Source organism: Tenacibaculum sp. TC6 (assembly GCF_050606265.1).
GTDB lineage: Bacteria > Bacteroidota > Bacteroidia > Flavobacteriales > Flavobacteriaceae > Polaribacter.
Genome location: NZ_JBOCUK010000002.1, coordinates 132848 through 158935, shown reverse-complemented (window position 1 = coordinate 158935; position 26088 = coordinate 132848). Strand labels below are relative to the sequence as shown.

Below are 26088 nucleotides of genomic sequence, written 5' to 3'. Positions count from 1 at the left end.
AACTTGTTTTATGCTATTATTTTATTAGCTGTTTATTTGTCAACTATTCTGTTTAGCATAAATATAGTACAGCTTAGAGGTATAGCTTTTTTATTTTTTAAGGATTCTTGCTTTCTGTATTGGGAAGTTATTTATTAAACCTTAACATATTGCATTCTTTTTTATAAACTGATATTCTTTCTTTAGTATTTCTTCGCTTGAACGGAATGGACTTAATAATGAAACTTACTTCTCTAAAAATCACTCGAACTGACCTTGTTAATTAGGAGTTAGGACGTAGGACGTAGGAATTAGGATGTAGGAATTAGGAATTTTCAAGGACTTAAAAAATAACCGTCCATACTTATCTAATGGTATTATTTTTTAGCTGTTTATTTGTCAACTATTCTGTTTAGCATAAATATAGTACAACTTAGGGGTATAGCTTTTTTTCATTTGGAAAAGAAATATGGTTTGTATTGTTTTTTATGGTAATGTACTTTTCTTTTTCTTGATAAAAAGAAACTAAAAAACCTCGTAAATTTTGCTTTTACGAGGTTTGTTTTTAAATAGTTAGCCCTTTTATTTGTTTGTATTCGTTGGAGGTTTGTCCGTATTGTGCTTTTACAAAGTTTTTTATGCTTTGTGTTTGCTTGCTTAAGGTGTTGTAGAGTCCTTGTCTTTGTTCTGTAACGGGTTTTAAGGTAGCCAACGCCAAATCTACCGCTTCTGAGCTTGCTTCTGCCTCTGTTGCCAAGGTGTTTAATGAGGTTACGCTTAGGGTTTCATTGATTGGGTTGTATGTTTCTCCTAAGCTACTTAGCAGGTCTATCATATTTTTAAAGTTGGCTACTCTGCTTGCATAGGTTCTTTCTATTTGGCTAATGGTTTTGGTGTCGGTTTCTTCTTTGTTGGTTGTTTTTTTGGATGCTTGACCGCGAATTTTGTTAATGAGGGTACTTATTTGTGTGAGTTCTACACTGTCTTTTCCTTTTAGTGCTTCAACAAAGGCTCTTATGGGTGCCAGTTGCCTGTCGATAGCATTGTCATTTTCTGTAAAAATCTTTTTTCGTTCGTTTGTTTTTAGCGTATAGTCGGCTTTTACATTGTTGTATTGGGTTTGCAGGGTTTCTATTTGTTCTATAGTTTCAGTTAGTTTTGCTACAGAGGCTTCTTCTACCGGTGGTTGGTAATTGGTAAAGTTGTTTACAATGGTTTTTAGTTTTTTAGCATTTCCTAGTCTGCTTGCCAATGATTTTTGTGATGTTGATGCCATAACAATTTGGTTTACGTTATACAATTTTTATTGAAAATTGCCAGTATGGGGAAGAATGGATTCGATATAGAAACTTTTGCTGTTTCGTTATCCTTTTTTCTATGTTTTAAGAATTTATGGGAGTATTTTTATAGCTTTTGTTTCTTTTTCAACTCTTTCTTCTTTAGCTTTTGTTTTTGTTAAACGGTTTGCTAACCTTTAACTGACTTTATTTTCATGTTTAAACTTAGGAGTTATTTATTTAATAATCAAACTTATATGGTTGCACTGGCTGTTTTTAACAGCTATTTAACTTTTGTAACTCGTTATTCTTAAGCTTTTTATAAAATAATAGGGTTCTTTAGGCTTGTTATACGTTCCTAGTACCTTGTTAGACGTTCCTAGCGCCTTGTTAGATATTCCTAGTGCCTTGTTAGACATTCCTAGTGCCTTGTTAGACGTTCCTAGTGCCTTGTTAGACATTCCTAGTGCCTTGTTAGACACTCCTAGTGCCTTGTTAGACGTTCCTAGTGGCTTGTTAGATGTTCCTAGTGGCTTGTTAGAAATATTCTACTTAAAATATTCAAAAGGGAAAAATATTGAACAGCTCGAAAGGTTATATAATTCCGAAGAAATTTATGTTGTATTAAAAAGTACTAAAAGAGCGTATTAGTAATGATGTATACAGAATGGTTGCCGAACGTTATGATAAGCCTTTATTTTTGCGTTATAAATTTAAGAAATAGTTACACTTTATAACAACAGGCAAAATTAAAGAGTTCATAAAAACAAAAAAGCTAGAGATAACGTATATCATCAGCTTTTTTATTCTTACAAACATTCTTCAGAATCCTTTAAGTTTTTTTTTACATAAATTGCAAAAACTTAAAAAAACAATTAATTACACTAATTATTATTTACTTGAATATCAACATTAGTTTCAATTCTTAGCGGCACAAGAGCACTATATTTATTAAGGATTTTGTTATAGATATCAACTTTGGCTTTTGGAGCTCTAACCGATAATAACAAAGAAAAACTAACTTTATCATTTTTTGCTCTGTTTCCCCTTCCTAAAGCATGTATATGAAAAACTGGATTACTTATTCCATTTGCCTTTTTATTTATACTTCTTATATCCAAGCTATCCCATTTTAAATCGTTTCTTAATTCCGATTCAGATTTAAACTGTGTAACGGCAGAATTTGTAACTGGATATTTTGACTGCTCCCAACCTTGTTCAAGTAAAACCTCATATTCCTTTTGATTCGCTACAATATCAATAATTTTGGTCTTAGGAATCTTCCCGTCAATTTCAATATTATTTACATTTTTAAATTGATATTTATTTTTATTTGGGTAGAAAGTTGTTTCAACAGTTGATGAAGTATAATCATCTGAACTCAAATGATCTACATCTGTAAGAACCGAAGCTGTCCAATTGAACTCTACAGTTCCTTCATCTATAGACTCATCCCATGGTATTGGAAATTCAGCATATTTTCCTGTTTGGATTTCTCCTTTATAGATCAAAGTATATGAATTTTCACCACAATTTGTAATATCATCAATACTATCCAACATTGAACCATGCCCCATTTCATAAGAATAAGTCTTTTCTTTTTTCACTGCTCTATGAATTAAAAGAGTTTTCGCTACCAAAGGAGAAATTACACCATTAGATTCACCAACTAGTAATGCTGCATTTCGTGCAACAAGAGGACTTGCAAAACTCGTTCCCATATTCCATGATTTTTTTCCAACGGTATTTGATATTAAATGTATCGGGTGTTGATCACACCCTCCAAATGCCATTATATCTGGCTTCATTTTATTACCTTCCCTACCCGGACCGATACTACTATATGGAGCTCTCACTATCTCTCCATCCTTCTTGGTATAAGCACCTACAGCCAAATTGTTTACAGAGTCAGAAGGAGATTGTATCCTATCATAACCATCAACATCTCCATCATTACCTACAGCTATACAGAAAAGTATATTATATTTTTTACTTAATTGGTCACATGAAAATGTAAACCTCGATATGCTATCGTCATAAATTGGTCCTTTTGGACCTAAACTAAGATTGTATACTGAGATAGCTTTATTATTAGGAATAATAGTCTCTATAGCGTCTATTACATCATATAAATCGGGGTCTTTAGTTTGGTTTGTTAAAACACCGAAGCTTTTTATTGACAAAGGAGGCTCTGGCAATACATCATTTTTCCCAAATTTATTGAGAGGTCCATACAACACTGCACCAGAAACTTGCGTCCCGTGATCTATCCCTCCAGGCAATAACTGTCCATTTACACTAACTTCTGATTCTGAATAGTTCTTTAGAAAAGGGTTTTGATCATTGATTCCTCCATCAATAACACCCACTGTTATTTCAGGTTTTTTCTGGAATACGGGTGGTTTTGGTGCACCATTCGTCAAAGTTCCTCTGCTCAATTGAGGTAAACTTCTCATTTCTAAAGGATGCAATGTTCTAAGAGGGTTGTATCCTTTAATATTTTCTAATAAACTTCTGTTTCCCCGAAGACTTATAAATGATATACCATTTTCATATTGTTTATACTTTAAATACCTTTCATCAATTCCTGATTTTTGAATTAAACCAATAAAATGATTAAGTGATTTACCTCTATCAATATTAAAGGGATGAAGCACTACTTCCAACCGCCCTTCATTCCAATCATCAGAAATCCCGAATATTTGTTCATTTTGAGGCATTAAACCTAATGATGTAACTTTTTGTATATCCTTAATGAAAGAGTTCCTAAGTGTACTTGGCTTTCTATGTAGTTTTTGCTCAAACCTATTTAAACTTTCTTCAGTTGTCCTTACAAAAAACATTTTAGATAAATTAAGTTCATTATTTGGTTTAATCTCATATTCAGATTTTGGTCTCCAAATTCTAGAACCAATTTCAACTAGCCCTTCTCCATTACCAATATCATTAAATAATGTCTTCGGATAATATGACTTAGCAAGAAAATCAGGATGTATTATCATACTTAAAACAATTTCATTAGGCAACCTGGACGTGCTTGGCATGTCCTCTATTACCATTTTAGTTTCCCGAATATTGCTTAAAATTGTTTCTCTTGCCTGATCATAGCTTATTGGAAAATGCTTTTCCCCAAATCCACCACTTTTTTCGATTGGCTTTCCATAAATTTCACCATTGTATAAGATTGGTCTTTTTCTTTTATCCATAATTTTATTGCTTTGATAGATGATGTTGTACTCCTGAAATACTTAGTCCAGTAATTTTTGAGAGTTCTCTTACTGTAATTTTATCCTTTAATAACTCTTTTGCTGTAATACAAAAAACAGCCCTAAGTTTCTTGTCTTCTCTAAACCCCTCAATCTCTTCAAATAACGAAAATATAAGGGACTCATTTTTTAATACATTTCTCCGTTTAACATTGTTTGCATATTTACAAATATCGGCTGCACTTTTCCCCTCATGTAAGCTTGATATAGGCTCTAGAATATCCAAGGATAAATCCGTGTTATCAAAAAAGTCTCCTAATTCTTTTTTTAAAATTTGCAATCTAGTTCCTTGATCTGGAATTGGAATTTCAATTGAATGGTCAAATCTTCTCCAAATTGCTTTATCTAATAACTCAGGGTGATTACTTGTTGCAATGAATAATGAAGAGATAGGCCAATCTTCGAGCTCCATAAGAAGTATATTAACAACTCTTTTTATTTCTCCCAAATCTGTGTTATCATCTCTTTTCTTAGCTATTGCGTCAAACTCATCAAACAAAAGAACAGAAGAATTATTTTTCGCATACTCAATTACCTTTTTGAGATTGGCTCCGGTCTTTCCCATTAAACTCGATATACTAGCAGACAAATCTAAAGTTATAAGGTTTTTGTTTAATGAAGATGCAATAAATTTTGCAAGCATGGTTTTTCCTGTTCCAGGTAAACCTGTTAATAAAAGACTTGAAGATGGTCTTATATTCTTCTCAATTAGCAAGTTGATGTTTTCTCTTTCATTTAAAAAATCTTCGATTCTATCGTTTATTTGTTTTGTTAAAATTGGTATCGGATTAGAACTCAAGTCAGGTTGATTTACAAAAGCCATATCTAACTTTGAATCATGATCTATAGGAATAGGACTCTCTCCTACACTTCTAATATTTGCTCCTCCATTAATTATAAAAGAACTAACTATTTGATTTATATCATTAAAAATATCAGGTTGATCTTTTTTAAAACTCCTTGCTAAACTAAGAGCTGCTAATTCCACTTTTCTCGACTCTCCTAGCAACCCTGCATTTATTAAGTCTATAATGAATTTTTTTGTTAACTGTTTCAATTTTAAAAACTATTAAAGCATTACTGAACAACAAAAGTATTAATAAAATAAAACAAAAAACAATTTTTGTTCGGTTTTTTTTAAAAAAACCATAAAACAACACAAAAAAACATTCAAATCCATTTATAACAAAATAGCTATTAAAAACAAATCAAATAGTATAAGCAAAATAAGAATTTCAAAACATCAATAAACACATAATTTTAGAGCAATAATCTAAAGAAGTTATTTTATAATATTGGGAGAACCTAATAATAAAAGAAAATATAGAACAAATTTAATTACAAAAAAACAGAAACCTACCAAAAGAAATTAAAATCTTCCACCACTACTCCACCTTAAAATACTATAGACATTGATTTTACTAAGGTTATTACTTTTTGTATTGGGAAGTAGTTCTTTGTTCTCGATACTATTTTTATCTCATTAGCATTCCATAAAAATCACTCGAACTGACCTTGTTAATTAGGATGTAGGAATTAGGGGTTAGGGTCTGGGAATTAGGAATTGGGAATTAGGGATTTTCAAGGACTTAAAAAACAACCGTCCAAACTTATTTAATGGTATTGTTTTTTAGCTGTTGGTATTGACTACTTCCTGTTTTTAGGTTGTTTTTTTATAGGTCCAAACTGCCAAGGTATTCATTAGAAGGGCATATAGTATGGTTTTTATCATTAACGGATAAACGTCTGCCCATCCGGAGCCTTTGAGCATTACCATACGTATCATTTGTACAAAGTATTTAATAGGGTTGAATTCTGTAAGGATTTGTGCCCATTTAGGCATGCTTTCTATGGGGGTGAATAAGCCACTCATCAGAATAAATATTACGGCAAAAAACCACGCTATAAACATAGCTTGTTGTTGGGTGTCTGCAAAGTTAGAGATGAACAAGCCCATTCCTAAAATTACTAAGATGTATATGGAGGTATAGAAATATAGCAACGGTAAGCTTCCTAGTATTGGAATGTTAAAAATGACTTTAGCCAATAGTAAGCCTATGGTGAGTATTCCTAAGCCTAGTACCCAAAAGGGAAAGAGTTTACCGATGATGAATTGGTGCTTTTTTATGGGGGTTACATTTATTTGTTCTAGGGTTCCTATTTCTTTTTCTCTAACAATATTCATTCCTGATAGAAATAGTGTTATCATGGTTACTAATAGTACTAAAATTCCGGGTACCATAAAGGTTTTATAGTTTAGGGTTTTGTTGTACCAAAACAACGGAATACTCTCTATTGTGCTTAGGTTTTGTATGTCTTTCGACCCCTGTATTAAATTACTGATGATGTTTTTATTGTATCCTTGTATTATTTGTGTTATGTACACATTTATTATTCCTGCTGCGGAGCCGTCTATTGCGTTTATAAATACTCCTATGTTATTGGTTTTGTTTTTTTGCAGGTTTCTTTCAAAATGGGTTGGAATGTTTATATAGGCATTTATTTTTCCTTCTTGCATGGCTATGGAAGCTTCTTTTTCTGAAGAAAATATAGTGGCTATTTTAAAATAGTCGGATGCTTCAAATTGTTTTATCAATCCTCTGGAAGTGCTGCTATGGTCTGCATCTACATAGCCTAGTTGTATGTTTTTTATTTCATAAGTGGCTGCATTGGATAAAATAACCAGTTGTAAAATGGGGAGTATAAAAATTATAGGTAGCATTCCTTTATTTCTAAAGATTTGCTTGAATTCTTTTCTAATGATATATAGAATAATTTTCATATGTTTATTTTATTCTTCTTAATGGTTTATACGATTTATGGTTTATTATTTCGCATTTAGGTCTATTGTCTCTTCGAGTAAAATTAGTTGAATAAAATGAAAATAATTTTGTATCGAGAAGTGATAGCACTTGTTCTCGATATAATTTTTAATTCATTACATTCTTAAAAATCACTCGAACTGACAATACACGAAAAAATTATCCGTAAATCGTATTAATAGTATACTATTAATCTTATACCATTTGAAATTTGAAATGACCGCAATAAAACGTTCTTTTTTCCTTTCTATTTCAGAATAAAAAGAAACCATAGCTTAGGCTATGCTTTAGTTTTCTTCTTTATATAAAGAAAAAAATCTTCATTTTCTTTTACAGTAATTTCAAACCTCAACTGGTATTATCATAATTATCTTAAACAGGTCTGCTCCTTCTTTACTCCAATCTTATTTTGTATCGTTTTATACTTAGGCTTATAAAAAACAGGCTCATGGCTATTAAAATCAGGGTTTCTTTTAATACGTAACTGAGTCCGATTCCTTTTAACATAATTCCTCTTACTATGGTAATAAACCATTTGGCGGGTATGATGTTACTGATGACTTGTAATGGCATTGGCATACTACTGATAGGGAAAATAAATCCTGATAGTAATATGGTGGGGAGCATTAATCCCATGAGTGATATCATCATAGCGGTTTGTTGTGTACCTGCTATGGTTGAAATCAGGATTCCTAATGCTAACGAGGTTGTAATGAACAGAATGCTTTCTAAACCTAATAGTAACAGGCTACCTTTCACGGGCACATTAAACACAAAAATGCTTAACAGTACAATAATCAAAGCATTGGTAACGGATAGAAAAATATATGGAAATACTTTTCCTATAATTACCTGAAAGGGTTTTAGTGGTGATACTAACAGAATTTCCATAGTGCCTTGTTCTTTTTCACGGGTAATTGAAATGGAGGTCATCATGGCGGATACCAACATTAACAGCACGGTCATAACTCCGGGTACAAACATATAAACGCTTTTGAGTTCTGCATTGTACATCATGCGGTTTTGACTGTTTATTTGATAGGGTATGGTTGTGTTTTTATTAAGTTCTTGCTGGTATTTTTTAAGTATGGCAAACACATAGCTGCTTATGGTATTGGCCATATTGGGGTCAGTGGCATCGGTTAACACTTGTACGGTTGCTTTATTTTCTTTGATGAGCTTGTTTCCGAAGTTTTTTTCAAATTGTAGTACTGCTTTTACTTTTCCTTTTTGAAATATGGAGGGTATAGAAGATTCTTGTTGTACATAACTAACTATGCTAAAGTATTTGGAGGCTTCTATTTTATTGGTAATTTCTTTGGTTGTTGCGTCATTAGACTGGTCTAATATGGCTATGTTTACATTGTTTATTTCATTAGTAATGGCAAAACCAAAGAGTAATATTTGGGCTATGGGCATTCCGAAGAGTATAAACAGCGAGCGTTTATCTCTGATGATGTGGTAGCATTCTTTTCTAACAAAACCTATAAATTGTTTCATCCTCTGGCTAGTTTTAAAAATACATCGTTCATGGTAGCTGCATTGAATTGTTCTTTTAGTTTTTTGGGGGTGTCCAAGGCTTCTATTTTTCCATTTACCATGATGGATACTCGGTTACAGTATTCGGCTTCATCCATATAATGGGTAGTTACAAAGATGGTCGTTCCTTTGTGTGCTGCTTTGTAAATCATTTCCCAAAATTGGCGTCGTGTAATAGGATCTACGCCTCCTGTTGGTTCATCCAGAAATACGATTTTAGGTTCGTGTAATAGGGATACGGAAAATGCCAGTTTTTGTTTCCATCCTAAGGGTAAGGATGCTACCAAATGGTTGGCTACGTTTTGGAGTTCTAATTCTTCTATTAACTCGTTTCTTTTTGTTTCGATTTGTTGTTTAGATAGTCCGTAAATTCCGCTAAAAAAGTCGATGTTTTCTTTTACTGTTAAATCATCATACAACGCAAATTTTTGGCTCATATACCCTATGTTCTTTTTAATAGATTCTGCTTCTTTGTATACATCAAATCCGGCAACTTTTGCTTTGCCTGAGGTTGGTGAGGAAATGCCTATCAGCATTTTCATAGCGGTAGTTTTTCCTGCTCCGTTAGCTCCTAAGAATCCAAAGATTTCTCCGGTTTTTACCTGAAAGCTTATTTGGTTTACGGCTATAAAATCACCAAACTGCTTACTTAGGTTTTCTACTTCTATAACATGGTTTGTTTTCATCATTTTGCTAGTTCCATAAAAACGTCTTCAATGGTAGGCTGGGTTTTTTCTATTTGAATATTGGTTAATTCTTGTTGTTTTAGATAGGTTACCAAGCTTGCTTCATCCAGTATAGGTTGTTGGTCTGTATAGTGTACAAATTCGCCAAAAGGGAAAATGCTGTGTGTATGTTTGTATGTTTTTAGGCTTTCTATTAAGCGATACATATCGTCTGCCTTTATATTGTACAGCGGTTTTGAAAAATGTTTGACAATGTCTTTTGGGGTGTCTATTTCTAAAATATTTCCTCCTTGAATTAGTGCTATACGGCCGCATAATGCGGCTTCATCCATATAGGGGGTTGATACCAAAATGGTGATTCCTTTTTTTTGCAAGCGCTTTAGCATTTCCCAAAATTCTTTTCGTGATACCGGGTCTACCCCTGTGGTTGGTTCATCTAAAAATAATACTTTAGGTTTGTGTATGAGTGCGCAACACAATGCTAATTTTTGTTTCATTCCTCCCGATAGTTTTCCTGCTCTTCGGGTTTTAAAGGGTTCTATTTGTACGTAGATTTCTTTTATTACCTCGTAGTTTTCTTCTAGGGTTGTTCCGAAAATAGTAGCAAAAAAGTGCAGGTTTTCTTCTATGGTTAAATCTTGATAGAGTGAAAAACGTCCGGGCATGTACCCTACGCTATTTCGTATGGTTTTGTATTCTTTCAGTACGTCTAAACCCGCTACACTTGCCTGCCCTTCATCTGCTATTAATAGCGTGGTAAGTATGCGAAACAAGGTTGTTTTTCCTGCTCCGTCGGGTCCTATAAGTCCGAAAAGTTCTCCTTGTTTTACATTAAAAGAGATGTTAGACAGTGCTTTTATGGTGTTATAGGATTTGGATATGTTAGAAACGATTATGCTCATGGTTCTTATTGTTGTTCTAACCACATTTCTGCCGGCATACCTATTTTTAAACCGCCGTCATTTTTTACTTTTATTTTAACGGCGTACACCAAGGCTACGCGTTCTTCTTTTGTTTGGATCATTTTAGGGGTAAACTCGGCTTCAGAAGCTATCCAACTAATGGTTCCTTCATAGGTTTTCATTCCTTTTTGATCGTCTATTTTAACGGTTACTTTTCCTCCGATTGTTAGGTTAGGTAATTGGGGTTCTCCTACATATACGCGGAGCTCCATAGTAGATAAGTCTGCTATTTTATACAGTGGTTTGCCAAAGTTTACAATTTCATTGGGTTCTGCATATTTTGCTAATATGGTGCCTTGAACGGGGTTCTTAATTTTACTTTTTTCTAATTGATCATTGAGTTGTTGTATTTGTATGTCTATATTTTTTAACTCATTTACTACGGGTGCATTTTGTATTTCAACACTGCGAATACTGTTTTTTAAAACAGCTATTTCTCCATCTACATCGTCTAATTGTTTTTGTGTGCCGGCGTTGTCTTTTAGTAAGTTTTGTATTCTTGTTTTATTAGTATTGGCTGTTTTTAATTTGGCTTGTAACACATTGATTTGTGATAAAACGCCTTTAGATTTGGCATTAATTACTTCTTTTTGAATTAGTAATTGTTCTTTTTTCAGATGTAACGGAATGGTGTCTATACAGCCAACGAATTCGTTTTGTTTTACAACAGCGCCTTCTTCTATTTGAAAGCTTATTAATTTTCCTGTATTTTCTGCTGAAATGGTTATTTCTGTAGCTTCAAAATTTCCGTATCCGTCTGCTTTATCGCTATTGTTTTTGCAATTGGAAAAAAATATAGTTACCCATAGTAACAGTGTTATGTATTGTATCGATTTCATTTGAATAAACTTAGGTTATTGGTTATCAATTGTCAATAATTATTAGTAACTGCTAACTTTTTGACTTTTGACTCTATTTAGTATCTCCTTTTATCGTATTGTAATTGGCTTTAGTTAATGCTAATTGTATTTTATGTTGATTGTACATGTTTTCTGTTTCATAGAGTTTAGTTAACTCTATAATATACTGTGATGGTGTTATGACTCCGTTTTTTAATTGAGCGTCTGATGCTGCCACTACTTCTTTTTGTAAAGTCATTAGTTGTTCATCAATTACCATAGCGTCTTCTAACGTTTCTATTTCTTTTTGTTGTTCATTTAAGGCTGTGTTGGTGTTTAGTTTAAATACTTCTTCTTGGGCATCTACCAGTTCTTTTGAAAAGTTTAAGGCTTCTCTTTTTTTCTTATTCCCATTCCAATCAAACACATTCCAATTTAGTTGTACGCCTATGATATAGTAGGGTCTAAAATCATTTTTAAGCATATTGAGCCCCGGATTTCCATAACCTCCGGTTGCAAATCCGTTGAGTTCCGGTACTATTGCTTTGGATAGTATTTCTTTTTGCTGCTCTATTTCTTGTTTTTGTAAGTTAAACAGTTCTAATTCCGGTCGGTTTAACACCGTATTTTTTGCTAGAATGATGGTTGGTTTTTGAAATTTTGTTTCTGCATTAACGGGAACTCCTATTAGGGTTGCTAACGAATAAATTAGGGTTGCTCTATTGTTCTTAATTGCTTTGGTTTGTTGTTGTAGTTTTAATAGTTCTGCTTCCAGTATTTTATCGGATGTAGGTAACAAAACACCATTGCTTATTCCTGATTTTATTTCTTTTAACTTGCTTGTCAGTTGTTGTTTTCTTACTTCTATTAGTTTTAATTGATCGTCAATGAGTAGTATTGAAAAATAAAGTTGGTTTACTCGTTGTTTTAATTGATAAAGGTGTACCTCAACTTCTTGGTGTTTTTTATCTGTGGTTATATTTTGCAAGTCTTGCGTTGCCTTAATTCTACCTCCGTTGTATAGTAATTGATTAGCAGTGAGGGTAGCTCTGTACTGGTCTTTGTTTAATGGTTCTATGCCTGTGTTAGGAAACGGTACTTCTGTTACTTCTGATTGATAGGTTGCTTGAGCATTAAGACGTAGCTGAGGTAAGGTGTTGGTTTTTATAACCGAAAGTTCCTTTTCTTTTTGTTGGTCTAAAATTGCTTGTTGTTTTACCAACGGATAGTTTTCTTTTAACTTATCATAGCAATTCTCTAAACTGAGTGTTTGCTGACTATATCCTATTATTGTTGTTAAAAATAATAGGGTTACTAATAGTGTATTTTTCACAAGAATACCTTTAAATTAAACTTTCTTTATTTTATTTTAATACATTTTCTTTAGTTAAAGCGGTTTGCTTGTTATGCTACATTCCGCTTTGAAGTTGCTTTCTATTTTTTTATCGCATTAATTATAAATTCCGATACTTCTTTTTTTCTGCTTTCCAGTAAAACTTTATAATTTTCATCATCAACATTAGCAAGTGCTTTTATTAGGGGCGCTCCTAAAAAAGGGAAAATGTTTAGTGATATGATATTAATAAATAGTTGTTCTGCACTTATAGGTCTGATGCTTCCGGTAGCAACTTCTTTTTCTACTTGCTTTTTAAACTTATCGAGTTTAGGAAAAAATACATTGCTTTTTATCTCTTCAATAAATTGTGGCTTTCTATTCAGTTCTTGGATGATAAAATTTGGTAAGTACGGGTGTTTTATCATAAAACTAAGATAGTTGTGGGTAAAGTTTTTTATTTTTTCTTCTATGGTAGAATCGTCATTGAGGATGGCATTTAATTGTGGTGCTAATAATGAGAATGCTTTTTTAAATACTGCTTCAAATAATAGTTGCTTACTTCTATAGTAATAATGTAACATGGCTTTATTAATACTTGCTTTATCTGCTATTTCCTGCATTCGTGCGCCATCCATTCCCTTTGATTGAAAAATTTCTTGTGCTGCTGTTAATATTTGTTCTTCTGTTTTATTGTCTTTCTGCTTTGCCATACTTTAATCTAAGTTAACCATAAAGTTTAACCATTTGGTTAACAAAGATACAAAAAACTAGTTTCGAAATACAATTAGTCCTTAAATTTTAAGTTGTTAGCTTTGTTTTTAACGAAAAGTACTTGTTAAATAAGTAATATAGTAGTGATGTTTTTTATCTATTAGTAATAGAAATAAGATGCATTTTCAAACAACGATACTCTATTTTATTCGTATAATTTTAATTTATTTTGTAACTGTTGTATGGTTTTGTGCATTGAGTTCATTTTACTTAGCATGTTATTAATTACATCTATACCTTGCATATTGACCTCTAAATCATAATACAGCCTGATTATTTTTTCTAACCTAGGTAATTGTTCTACATACAGGTATTTATCGGCATCTTTAACTACAAACTCTATGAGCTGAAAAGATTCAATGCTTTCTATAAATTGCTCGTCTAAATTATGATGATGAATAATCTTTTGTATGCTTATTAGTTCTTTATCGTTCATTTCTATTTTAATTTAGAAAGTTTAATAAATAAATCACGTTGTTCTTCAGTTAAACCAGTAGGAATTGTTATTGTATATGTTACATATAAATCTCCCAACTGATCTTCATTTTTGTACTTCGGAACCCCTTTACCTTTTAATCTGACTTTGGTTCCGTTTTGTGTTCCTTCTTTTACTTTAAGTTTTACTTTGTCAACAAAGGCGTCTATGATTACTTCTCCTCCCAGTACTGCTGTGTATAAATCAATTGTTTGTTCTGTATATAAATCAGCTCCATCTCTTTTAAAAAGAGGGTCAGGACTTATTTCGAAAGTAATATATAAATCTCCCTTAGGGCCTCCGTTTAAACCGTCTCCTCCATGTCCTTTTATTTTGATGGTTTGTCCGTTTTCAACACCCGCCGGAATGGTAATTCTGATTTTTTTATTGTTTAGAGTAAGTACTTGTTTTTGTGAAGTATATACATCTTTTAAATTCAGCTGTAACGTGGCATTAAAGTCTTGCCCTCTAAACTGCGTTGTACGTCTATGTGAACTTCTTCCTCCTCCAAATGCTGCATTAAAAAAGTCGGAAAAATCTGTTCCTTCAAAGTCTGATGAAGAGGCATGTTGGTATGAACTTCCGCTACTATAATTTCTTTGTTTCTTGGCTTGTTCATAGACTTTAGCATGTTGCCAGTTCTCTCCATATTCATCATACTTCTTCCTGTTTTCCGGATTGCTTAAAACCTCATTTGCTTCATTTATTTGCTGAAACTTCTTTTTAGCTTCATCATCATTCGGGTTTGTATCCGGGTGGTATTTTCTAGCCAGTTTACGGTATGCTTTTTTTATATCAGCCGAAGTAGCTGTTTTGTCTACTTCTAAAACTTTATAATAATCTATAAACTCCATTTTTCTTTTAAAATAATTTAGGAAATTAAAGCTTTAAAATTGTTTCAGAAGGTACAAAATATTCCTTAAAAAAGAGAGGTTTGAATTTCATAATTTCATTAGCTTCTCTACTTTTATTTAATTCTTTTCAAAAGTTTTGATTTGGATGTTTAATAAAAAAACCGATGAGTTTCATCGGTTTTAAACTCATTTTTTCTTTTTATTTTCTTTTATTAAAAAGTAAGCTGCTATACAAATTGATATTAAAAGGCTTATTGGGCCTGCCATAATTTTTTATTTTAATTTTTCCAATCACTTGAGACACCTAAATCTTTTATATAGTACTTTTTTCCTTCTAAATATTCAGTATAGAAAGAATTTGACTTTATATCTTCAATTTTTGTTTTTCCTGCTACTGATATTTTTTCAAGTTTAGCTAATTCTTTTAATAACGGTTCAATAGTAGCTATTTCTCCTTGATTTTCAATTGTCAGGTTCTTAACGTTAGGAAAACATTTAGGCAACAAATTCACATCTAAACCTTTACAATTAGTTATATCTAAAGTTTCCACATTCATATTTCCTTTAAATGAGTTTAAATTCTCTAATTTAGGTAAATGAGCAAGCATTAATTTTTTTAACTTCAAATCTTCAATTCCTATAAGGCTTGTTAATGTGGATTGAAAAATATTTAACTCTTTAAGCTCTGTAAGTTTTCTTAAATATTCTAAATTTTTATTTTTAGTATTCAATTTTGATATAGAGAGCCTTTCAAGAGTCGTCATTTTATCCAAACCAATGGTGTTTTTATACCAGGTGTAGCCTAGAGATTTCAAGTTTGTAAAACTTGAAAAATCTAAAGCTCCACAATCTTCTAATCCAAGATGCGATACCTTGGTTAATTGATTTACTATCTTATGTACATCCTCTTCTTCTACTGAAGCAAAATTCACATTTTTAACAGGAATTGAATTCAGATGCTTAAAATCTTCGATATCGTACCCATAAATCGGGTCAAAAATTGTTAGCAAATCATTTGAATTCTTTAAAAAGTGTTCATTAATGTCCTTAATAAATCTTGGATCGTAAAAAACATTTTTTTGCATTCCTAAATCAACTACATATATTTCTTTTGAGTCTTCTGTATACATTATTATTTTAAAACTTTTGCTCCTCCTGAAATTATCCTATTATATTCAGCTCTAATTTGTGCTTTTTGAGTACTGGTTAAGCCTTTGTATATTTTGGCTCCGGGAGAATTAATTGCATTCAATAAGTTTGTTCCTCCTTGACTAATTGCGCCTCCATTTGCTGTAATTCCAAATTGTTCCATTACCAAAGCTGTTTTATCTACACTTAATCCTGCAACTCCTTGTTTAACCTCGAAAAATTCTACAGCACTTCCTCCTCTTTGCTTTAGACTCACCCTGGCTCTTCTTTCTCCTCCTTTACCTACATATGATGTAATATTATTTCCTCCTTTAACATGATAAAAACCACAACTGTTATGTACTAATATGCCTAGCTGAGATGCAAAATAATTATGATTTCCATCTACTGTAAAATTATAGGCAATTTGTACTTTTTCAATTCTTTCAGACTTTAGTAGTACTTTTTCTTTACCATTAAAAGTCCTAAAAATTGTTCCTGTTGCTAATTTACCTGCTTCTACCCATTCACCTTTAACATAAAACTCGTGATCATCTGTAGTTTCAATAACTTCGTTATCAACATACAACTTTAATACATGATCTCTACCTGTTTTATAAAGTGCTGTTACTTTTTTAAGTTCAACTTCACCTGAATCAGTATTATAGGTCCATACAGAATCTCCTATTTCAATATCTTCTATTGACTTTGCTCCTGACTCTAGTAATACTTTTGTTCCACCAGCAAAGCATTTGCAAGGGTTAGAAAGATTTACTCCTGTAAGTGATTTAATTTTTGCATCATCAAAGCCTATTTTTTTGAGTCCTTTAGCTACAGCATCTGCTCCATATTTATTTACTAAATCACCTAAACCTCCTCCGGCAAGATCTCCTATAAAACCAACTGCAAAATCTTGCAGAGCTTGTTCTTTCGTGTATGAACTTCCTTGATCTAAAGCATTAACCAGTACATCTCCTACCGCAGTTGCCGCTGCTTTTCCTAGTCTACCTCCCGGGGTACGCCACGGAATCAATCCTTCTGCTGATGAGCGTCCTACCTGCCACCAATTTACACTATCAAAAGCTTCACCTATAGAATTTACATTCGGATCAAACAAATATGCCATAGTGGCTTGTGCCATCATATCTGCTGCTCCTGCTGCTCCTGCTTTGATTAGTAATGGTAAAATTGGGAGTTCACCATTAGGATCTGTATATTTTACAGGGTTTTGGAATGAATACGAATATGGACTTCTATTAGGGAATTTTTCTGCTAACGGATCCACACTTTGCCATACCGAAGTATGTGGGTCATAGTACCTGTTTCCATAATAATACAATCCTGTTTCTTCATCTAATTCTTTTCCATTAAATAAATACGGAGTTCTCTCTGTATTACTATGTTCTTCTAAGAACGTTTCTCCAAAGGCAAAGTATTCGATATGCTGAGTTACTTCACCATTTGCGTCGGTAATATACGAAGAACTTCCTACATGATCCGGATGATAATAATAAACAAAGGCTTCTTTGTTTATTCCGTTTCCTCCTGTTCCATTTCCATTACTTCCGCTATTTCCTCCTCCATTTCCGTTCCCATTCCCGTTTCCGTAACCATAAGCATTACCATTAGGCGGTGTTTGTCCGCTATTTCCTGCTTCTCCGTCAACCTTTGTTATTTCCAATCCTAAATCAGCGTACATTTTTAAGATACTTCCTTTTAATGCACTTTGTTTATTCATGTAATTAACCTTGTTATTGGTTCCGCTTCCCGCTGTAGGTTGTAACAAGCCATCACTACTTTCAGCTAGTTTTGTTACAATACGTTGATTTTCGATATAGAAATGCTTTGTAACCTGGCTATTACGTACGACTACATAAGGGTTTACGTAAATAGTGTAATTTCCTATACTTCCGCTACCACCTGCTTTTGCTCCATTAACACGTACATTCTGCCCTCCTCCGTTGTTTTTTAATACACGCTCATTATTGGCATCATATACATAGCTAAATAACGCTCCATTATCTGCAATTGCTTTAATTCTGTTTTCTTCATCCCATAGTATCTCACGTTCTTGCCCGCTAACATCATGAGTCCAACCTGTTTGATTTCCATTGACATCATAGGTATAATTTTTTTCTCCTATCTCAATAGGTGCATGAGGTTGTTCTTCTCCGTATGTGTATTGGTAATTGTAAGTTGTTTTGTTACGTGGGCTCCACTCTTCTTCATCATATCCTTTAAATTGATGTAATTGTTCTTTTTTTGTTATGTTATGAATAGCATCATATTCCATAATAAGACTGTACTTATTTTCATGATTGCTACCCAAATGACTTCCTGTGGCTTTTGTTAAACGGTACAAATCATCATATTCATATACATAATCTGTTTGCCCACCCATTAAATTACTCGTAGGTAAATCTGAATTATTTTGAAGACGTAAAATATTATTTACCTTATCATAGGTATATACATTATCCATAATCTTACGATTGGCTGCGGTTTCAACCTCCATCGTTTTAAGACGTCTTCTGTCGGGCTCATAAGAATAGAATGTTTCTGTATTGTTACCGTAGTTTAGGTAAACACGTTGTTCAAACTTATCGTAATCAAGTTGTTTCAAATAGCTATACTCTGTTCCATCTTTTATTCCTTTTAAACTAGTAAGCTTTCCTCCTAAATTATAAGTATAGGTTACTTTTTCACTATCAGGATATACCATTTCCGTAATACGATTCCACGTATCATAGGTCCACTCTGTAGTAAATGTTAACAGCTCTTTATCCGGTATTACAATAGTTCTTATGTTTTTAACTACCGCTCCTAACGGACTATAAAAAAACTCTTGTGCTCCTGTAGCATCTTCTTGCAATACAATACGTCCTGCTCGGTTATACTCTGCTCCTGCATCACCATACGTATACTTTACATTATTTTGCGGATTATGAGGATATATAATTTCTTTTAATCGTTCATAATCATATTTGTAAGTAATTGCTGTATTTGTAGCAGCCAGATTAGCTGTAATTTTTTGTGTAAGATTATCGGTTAAATCGTATTTAAATAGCGTAGTTCCTGAATCCGGATGTGTTACTTCTGTACGTCTTCCTAACCAATCATATTTAGAAGAAGTAAGGTTATCATAAGCATCTCTTACTTCAACAAGTTCGTTAATAGGGTTGTATTTGTAACTTGTCCAAATATCTGTTCCTTGACTATATAATTCTAATACAGCAGTTGATAAGCCTCTAACATTGGTAAAACTTTCTTTCCAAATACCATTGGCATCTGTTGTTTTCTTTTTAAACTGTATATTTCCATCTCTGTCACTACCAAATCCATATTCATTTTGAGTAGTTGTAGCATCAGGAAGGGTGACTACTAAAGGTCTGTCTAAAACATCATAGGCTGTATTTGTTGGTGTTACTCCGTCATAAGTTACATTGAAAGCACCTTCGTTTCCTTTACTTTCTATTACAGGGTAATAATTTTTTACAGAACGTCCAAAGGCATCAAACGTGACTCTTCCGGACACAATCATTTTTTCAGCATCGGCTACCTGCGGACCTACATGAATTGTTCCATCTTTTTTAGTTTGTAGTTTTCTTCCTAATCCATCTATAAAATTTACTGTTTCTAAATCATTATCCGGATGGGCCGGGTCATAATGTTTTGTGAGTGTCCAAGGAACTGTTGCTTCCGGATGATATTCAAAGGCAATGGTATAAGGTAATCCGGCTGTTAATTCAAAAGGTCCGGTAATAGTGGTTATACGTCCAACATCATCAATGGTATAACGCATTTGTTGTCCGTTTAACTCCGTATTAAAAAGTACCTGACCAAATCTGTAATCATATTCAGATGAAGAGCTATAGCCATATCCATCAGAAATGTGTACCGGATACGTTTGTACTTCATTATCGTACTGATAACTTAAAAACAATCTTTCACCTTCTTCATTTGCTGGGCGTGTCATTTTGGTTATATTTCCATAGGTATCATACTCCATATCTGAAGTAGCCATACTTCCATCAGCCAAGTATTTCCTAATCTGAGTTACATTACCGGTATTGGTATCTATGTCTGTTTCTCTTTTTCTATATATTTGACCTCCAGCTGTTACTGTAATACCACTTGGAGAATTCATTATATAGTTACTTGATATTGAATGGTATGTAATTGTGGAAGAAATATCATCATCTGAAGTTGGTTCCCCAAAATCTGTATAACCAATAACGTTTCCTAGCACATCATACGCATACGTCATTCTCATACTTTTCTCTGCTGAACTTCCACCTTCATAGTAGTTTTTAGTAGTTTCTACTGCTGCCGGAAATGCTGCCAATGCGTCATTCTTTTTGAATGTATCAGGAAGTGTAGTACCTGAGTTGATGTCTTTAAGTTCAAATGTGTTGATGGTTTCTGTATACAGGTTTTCATTAGCATCTTGTAATGCTTCTCTAACCAACAATCCTTTTTCGTAATAATTAGTATTGCTATATTCCTGAACAACCGTACGGTAAACAGCATCATTACTTTGTGTATCTAATTGATTGCTTTTTATTTTTCTAAACCCGTAAAAATCACGCTCATGTCTATCATAAAATCCATCTTCATATTCAAAAGAGCTCCTCATTATATCTGCTCCGTCTCCTTCAAATCCATCATGCACTTCTAATGAAGTCATTGCCCACACATTACTAGGATGGTTATAGGTATTTCCTACTCGATTATAATTTACAGTGAAGCTAGCTCCTAACGGACGCTCCACACTTTTCAACATATTAGTACGACCAATTGTTGATCGTTTTACGGTTAAATTATTGTCTTTGGTAGATTGTAAAAGATCCGGGTAGCCATCTCCGTCTATATCCTGAATTTGTGTTAGCTCTCTACTTGCTCCTTGCCCAACATTAGCACTTGGATTAAAACATAATTTAAACGCAGGGGTTATAGGTGTTGGAAGCGGGATACATAATGTAAAAGCTACATTAGCGCTCTCTGAAGTAGATGAGTTTTCACTAATTGCATTAGCTCCATCCCAAAGAATTGCTCCGGCAAATCCATTTCCGGTATTCAATCTTACTTGAATAGGAGTTCCTAAAATTAACTCATCTACCAATCCATCTCCATTTACATCTTGTAATATTTTTTTGCCTTCACTTTCTGATCTGGATAAACTTATTCCTCCTGCTATACTATTGTTTCCAATATTGATTCCTAATCCTGCACCGTAACTTTTACTTTTTCCTTCCTGAACCGGTAAATATCCCCATGGTTCTACAGGAGCAAACTTATACCCTAAGTTCAGAGCAACATTTCCACCTTCATATACACGATCCGGAAGTCCGTCTCCGTTTACATCTTTCCAGCTATACTCTATTTCATTTTCTCCTTTAGCAAAGTTTCCTGATAAACCGCCACCGGCTCCTTTTCCTACTTCTAAGGTTCTATTCTTAATATTATAAATAGTTCCTCTGCTATCTGCTGTGGCATACGTTCCTCCTAAGGTTACCCCATCTGATTCATTATGTGATAAGTTATTAACTCCAAAATTGTGAGCAGTTGCGGTATCTACCAATCCACCTATGGCATTGGTATATTGTATATGGCTTTCGGTAACAATATCCGGATAACTATCACCGTTCATATCCATAAAATCACTCAACACTCTGGTTTCACTCTGTGTTTTACTATAGCTTCCATTAGCGCCAAATGTTCCACCACCAACACCGCCTCCTAGAGAATATGAAGTACTTTTAGTTTCTGTGATTTTATTAATTGCAGAAGCTCCAGAACCACCATTTGAAGCAGGAATAGGTGAAATTACACTTAAATCATCTTGTCCCATTCTGGAACTACTAATTGTTGAAGCTTCGACATACGTTAAATTATCATATCCTTGCCAACGTTGATTTTTAGTATCAGGAATCATCATGATAAAATTGCTACTCGCAGGATTATACCCTCCCTGATTCTCATACATTTGTTCTAATTCTTCCGGTGTAGAAGCTCCGTTTAAATCAATTGTATTTCCATTGGTAAATGCATCATCCAATTTTAGTTCTGTTTCATTGATTGGTTGCGTGGCGCGGTTTCTATTTCCGTTATAAGCGAATTGTCCCCAGTTACGGTATTGAGGACCAAAAATCATTTCATCATTTACAGTAAATAATCCTGTTGAAACCGTTTGCGGCGTTCCTAAAACTGTTAGTATGGCATTATGTTGGGTAATGGTTTCTGAAAACGCTTTATCAGAAACATGATATTCTAAAAATATTTTTTCTCCGGCTACTAAATTCAGTGTTACAGGTGTATTCCCCGACACAACACCGGAAACTACCGTTAATTTTTGCTTAGCTATTAGCTCGTTTACTTTCTTTACAGAAAATGTAAGCATACCAGAAGGTGTTCCTGTAAAAATTAACTCTGAATCTATTGTTATTGTTTCATCCTGAACTGCTTCATAAGCAACCGTTTTATGAATGGTTTCTGTAAACATTGTGTAGAATACAGAAGGATACAATTCTAGTGTTGGGTTTCCATTAACATCTGTTAAATTTTCTGTTGGATAATTAGGATCGGATGATGTTGTATAATATAATCTAGGTGTCCAACCAATATCTGACCAATCAATATTTGTATCAGCTTCAACTGAAAAACTAAAACTGTCTCCGGCTTGTACCGCTAACGGTAAATTAATTGGTTGATTTACTGTTTGGTTTCCTGTATAAGTTTGTTCCCAAATAATAGTTCCGTCTGACTCTTTAGTGATTCTTGCAACAATATCATCTGAAGTGACCGGCTTAGTAAAGGTTCCTTCTATAACAATACCTCCATCTATGGGTACTTCAATAGATTGAAGGCCGCTTACTAAAAAATCATCGTTTGCCGTAAACTGATAAATAGGTTGATCATTTGCGTTATTCAAACCATCAATATGTTCTGAATAGGTAATAACCGGACTCCAATTTACTTGGTCATCTGTTCCGTCAAAAACAGATTGCACTCTAAAGTAGATACGATCTCCTTTGGTTACATTAATGGCACCTACTCCTGTTGGTACTTTAACTCCGTAATCATTTGCCGGAATGGTTGTATTCCAAAGCTCAGTTGCTACATGTTGTATAGTAACACGAACTCCATCTGCTGTTCCTGAAGGTTCTGTTGGTTGTTTTAAATTAACTCCTCCGCTAATGGCTACTATACCATCATAAGGAGCTTCCCACATTCTAATTACATCATGTAACGGATTTTGATCTATAGCATCTTCTATTTCCTGCGGATCAATTGTAAATACATTACTATCAATAACACCTCCTTGGAAAACAGGGCTTGGCGTATCTGCACTAGAAGTAGTAAATACAGGTTTTCCATCTGCATCAATATGATTAAAAAATACCTGACCTCCTACTGCAATATCAATCAGTTGATCTCCGTTAACATCAGTGAAATATACGGTAGTTTGTGATTTAGATTTGCTTTTACTTAATCCTATAAAAGCTGAAAAATCTGCACACCCGGCACTTAACTGAAATCCGTAATTGGTTGTACTACTTTTATCTTTATAAAACTTATTGATTCCTGAAATTGGTAATAAATCTCCAAAAACGGTGGTTCCATTAGGCCCTGATTCATTGGGACGGTAACTAAAACCATTACCGTTCATGAATACTTTATCCGATAATCCGTCTCCGTTAATATCTATTAATGATAAAATTCCATCACTCGTAGATTCTCCATAACCAAAATCACCTCCCAGCGTATTACTTTTACAAAATAACTGTCCGTCAAAAATTCCGAATGTTATAGCTAAACCAAAACCAAAATTATTGGATTTAGTTCCGCTTAATGCAGAAGCATCATCATTAAAATGTTCTAGTGGATTGATAAAACTTCCTCTTACATGATCATCTTGAGGTGTCCAATTTTCTGCTGTTGAAAGTGGTTTATATCCTTCAGAGGCTTTTACATCATCATAATAATCAAATGTGTGATTCGTAAACTCTTGTCCGTTGGCATCAAATTCTGTTATTTTTTCTAATAATGTTTTATAAAAAGCTCCCTGTTTATAGTTCAATTCATAATGTCGAATGTTTTGCCCATTCAACTTAACTTCTATTTTTCGTAATAAATCGGCGGTAACTTGTTTAAAACCAAAACGAGCATTGATGTTAACATCTATACGTTTACTTTCTCCCAGTTCTCTATCTCTGGTAAATGTTACTTCGTATTTACCTTCGGTATTTCCGTGTCCTGTATACGTGATTCTGTTAACATAAATGGTATACCCCGGAACTGTTCCTCCTATAATTCCGGTATCTTCTACCTTCGTACAATGATAACGGACAAAATTATCGTTCAAATCTCGTACTTCTACTAGTGCCCAATGTGCTATATTTCCATCTGCATCTTTTAAAATTGAGGTTTCAACAATTCCTAAATTTTGCGTACCTCCGTAAGAATAGATTGTTCCTGATTTATCGGTTACTTCCCACCAATAATTTGTAGGGTTATTTCCGTGACGAATAATTTTGTTAAAACTTCCTTCAACTCTTGGGTAAAACTGTTTTTCTCCTGTTCTTGGCTGCAGCTCTCCTCTATGTGCTACCGGGGTTAGCATTTGCCCTCCCATAGAATAGGTTTCCGTTTCTTCTGTGGTACTGTATCTTGGTACTCCCCAACGGGTATCTATAGCTATTGACGGAATTTGTAAATCCCAACCTACTCCTAACCAACCGTTACCACTGCTACTATTGTATTGAATTCCTATTGAAGGTTGCATTCCCTGGCGTCCGGCCGGTACAACAATCGGGTATCCTACATTAGCAGACCCCATATTGTTTATATTGGGTGGTCCAATCATATTGATTGCTGCTGACGGATTTGCTGATTTAATATCTTTAATTGACGTAGGTGTAAATCCTGCTGTTTCCGGAGATTCAGGAACTTTTATAATTCCATTAATCATATCTGTAAAATGGGTAGTTTTAGATATGATTGTTCCTTCTTTTATTAGCAAACTATCTTTAGGTAAGGCAACCCAGTGTTTTTTTACCTCGTCATAGAAATATGTTTTTATATCGTTTGCCGTATAACCTTCCGGAATCTTATTTTTATCGTATCCTAATTCAATGGTGGCTTCTTTGCTAAATTGTGTTCCGTGTGGTAAAAATCGGTAGGCACTATAATTACTTGTTACATTGACCATTCCCATATCCAATACCGGAATATCAACTGAACGTAGTGCAGTAATAGAAATAGACTTACTTTCTTTTAGAGATTGTATTGGTATTTCAATTTTTGCCCCTTGTACAGACAGGTTAAATTTAGCATTGGGTTGGTAAACTCTCTCGTTAAATACACCTCTTGGTAACGCTATTCTATTTACTCTATCTGCTTTTAATGGTTGGGTAAAATATATGGTTTGTTGTATTATTTCTCCATCCGGAAAAACAGCTTTTACATCAACACTCCATTTAGGTTCTTCCCCATCCTTGTTAACCAGTATTTCAAAGGCATTATTAATATTTTGTACTTCTTTTTCTTCTACGTATATTTTTGCTGCTGTTGCAGCATTTCCATCTACAAATCCTTTAATATATCCAATGTTATCAATATAGATTTGTGATTCGGGTTGGTTAATGATTACACTTCGTCCCTGCTTTCCTTTCTTTTTAATCTTTAATCCAACATTACGTACTTCATAATGGTAGTTTGCATTCTCCGGTAATGTAAATCGAACATAATTAGCTCCGCTGCTTAACCAATTGCTATGAATTTGCTCTTCTTGTAAAGTCCATTCATTCTTTAATTTTACATAATGCCCTCCTACAGCAAATTGATTGTTTATACTATGAGAAATTCCTGTGTGATCGGTTATACCATATAGTTCATACGTTAAGAATACTTCTTCATCTGCTTTTGGCAATTCAGATAACTGAATGGTAAAGCTATTATCTGTTGGTGAGTCTATTGGTTTTTCTTTCGATGTTCCAATATATCCTTGTTTTTCTTTTGCCGGATAATATCGTTCCGGGTTATTATTAGCGAGTATATTTGTTGTATAGATAAACAACAAAATAGGACTCCAAACTAATATGAGGCGTAATAAACGTTTCATATTCAATCTTTTTTAAGTTAGTTGAATGAAT

At 33.6% G+C, this 26088-nt stretch carries 15 protein-coding genes; 1 reads left to right on the top strand and 14 read right to left on the bottom strand.

The window, feature by feature from the left end:
• Positions 1-544 precede the first annotated feature (544 nt).
• Positions 545-1255 (bottom strand): hypothetical protein, encoded by a 711-nt coding sequence (locus ACQY1Q_RS02200; RefSeq protein ID WP_431003647.1) that lies wholly within the window; start codon positions 1253-1255, stop codon positions 545-547.
• A 367-nt stretch (positions 1256-1622) separates the two neighbouring features.
• Here ACQY1Q_RS02200 and ACQY1Q_RS02195 point away from each other — a divergent pair, with 367 nt between their 5' ends.
• On the top strand, positions 1623-1907 hold the full coding sequence (locus ACQY1Q_RS02195) for a hypothetical protein (RefSeq protein WP_431003646.1): 285 nt from the start codon (positions 1623-1625) through the stop codon (positions 1905-1907).
• 233 nt (positions 1908-2140) lie between these two features.
• Here the strand turns inward: ACQY1Q_RS02195 and ACQY1Q_RS02190 are convergent, their stop codons facing one another.
• The 13 genes from ACQY1Q_RS02190 to ACQY1Q_RS02130 form a co-directional block, all read right to left on the bottom strand.
• Positions 2141-4462: a S8 family peptidase gene (locus tag ACQY1Q_RS02190; RefSeq protein ID WP_431003645.1), complete on the bottom strand. Its 2322-nt coding sequence runs from the start codon at positions 4460-4462 to the stop codon at positions 2141-2143.
• A 4-nt stretch (positions 4463-4466) separates the two neighbouring features.
• Positions 4467-5579, bottom strand: a complete 1113-nt coding sequence (locus tag ACQY1Q_RS02185; protein ID WP_431003644.1) for an AAA family ATPase — start codon at positions 5577-5579, stop codon at positions 4467-4469.
• Positions 5580-6182: 603 nt separating this feature from the next.
• Positions 6183-7304 (bottom strand): ABC transporter permease, encoded by a 1122-nt coding sequence (locus tag ACQY1Q_RS02180; protein WP_431003643.1) that lies wholly within the window; start codon positions 7302-7304, stop codon positions 6183-6185.
• 433 nt (positions 7305-7737) lie between these two features.
• A complete protein-coding gene (locus ACQY1Q_RS02175; protein ID WP_431003642.1) occupies positions 7738-8844 on the bottom strand; it encodes an ABC transporter permease in 1107 nt (368 codons plus the stop codon).
• Positions 8841-9569, bottom strand: coding sequence for an ABC transporter ATP-binding protein (locus ACQY1Q_RS02170; protein ID WP_431003715.1), 729 nt, complete (start codon positions 9567-9569; stop codon positions 8841-8843). The genes ACQY1Q_RS02175 and ACQY1Q_RS02170 overlap by 4 nt, the downstream gene beginning before the upstream one ends.
• The gene (locus tag ACQY1Q_RS02165; protein ID WP_431003641.1) at positions 9569-10471 is read right to left on the bottom strand and encodes an ABC transporter ATP-binding protein; all 903 of its coding nucleotides are present in this window, start codon (positions 10469-10471) and stop codon (positions 9569-9571) included. Before ACQY1Q_RS02165 ends, ACQY1Q_RS02170 begins: the two co-directional genes overlap by 1 nt.
• Before the next feature lie 5 nt (positions 10472-10476).
• Positions 10477-11370: an HlyD family secretion protein gene (locus ACQY1Q_RS02160; RefSeq protein WP_431003640.1), complete on the bottom strand. Its 894-nt coding sequence runs from the start codon at positions 11368-11370 to the stop codon at positions 10477-10479.
• Between the two features lie 73 nt (positions 11371-11443).
• A complete protein-coding gene (locus tag ACQY1Q_RS02155; protein WP_431003639.1) occupies positions 11444-12703 on the bottom strand; it encodes a TolC family protein in 1260 nt (419 codons plus the stop codon).
• 101 nt (positions 12704-12804) lie between these two features.
• Positions 12805-13416 (bottom strand): TetR/AcrR family transcriptional regulator, encoded by a 612-nt coding sequence (locus ACQY1Q_RS02150; RefSeq protein WP_431003638.1) that lies wholly within the window; start codon positions 13414-13416, stop codon positions 12805-12807.
• Between the two features lie 206 nt (positions 13417-13622).
• Positions 13623-13913 (bottom strand): chaperone modulator CbpM, encoded by a 291-nt coding sequence (locus tag ACQY1Q_RS02145; protein ID WP_431003637.1) that lies wholly within the window; start codon positions 13911-13913, stop codon positions 13623-13625.
• Positions 13914-13915: 2 nt separating this feature from the next.
• Positions 13916-14806 carry a DnaJ C-terminal domain-containing protein gene (locus ACQY1Q_RS02140; protein WP_431003636.1) on the bottom strand — a complete coding sequence of 297 codons (891 nt, stop codon included), beginning with the start codon at positions 14804-14806 and terminating at the stop codon, positions 13916-13918.
• Positions 14807-15084: 278 nt separating this feature from the next.
• On the bottom strand, positions 15085-15936 hold the full coding sequence (locus ACQY1Q_RS02135; RefSeq protein WP_431003635.1) for a hypothetical protein: 852 nt from the start codon (positions 15934-15936) through the stop codon (positions 15085-15087).
• A 2-nt stretch (positions 15937-15938) separates the two neighbouring features.
• Positions 15939-26057, bottom strand: a complete 10119-nt coding sequence (locus ACQY1Q_RS02130) for a SpvB/TcaC N-terminal domain-containing protein (protein ID WP_431003634.1) — start codon at positions 26055-26057, stop codon at positions 15939-15941.
• Between the last annotated feature and the right edge of the window lie 31 nt (positions 26058-26088).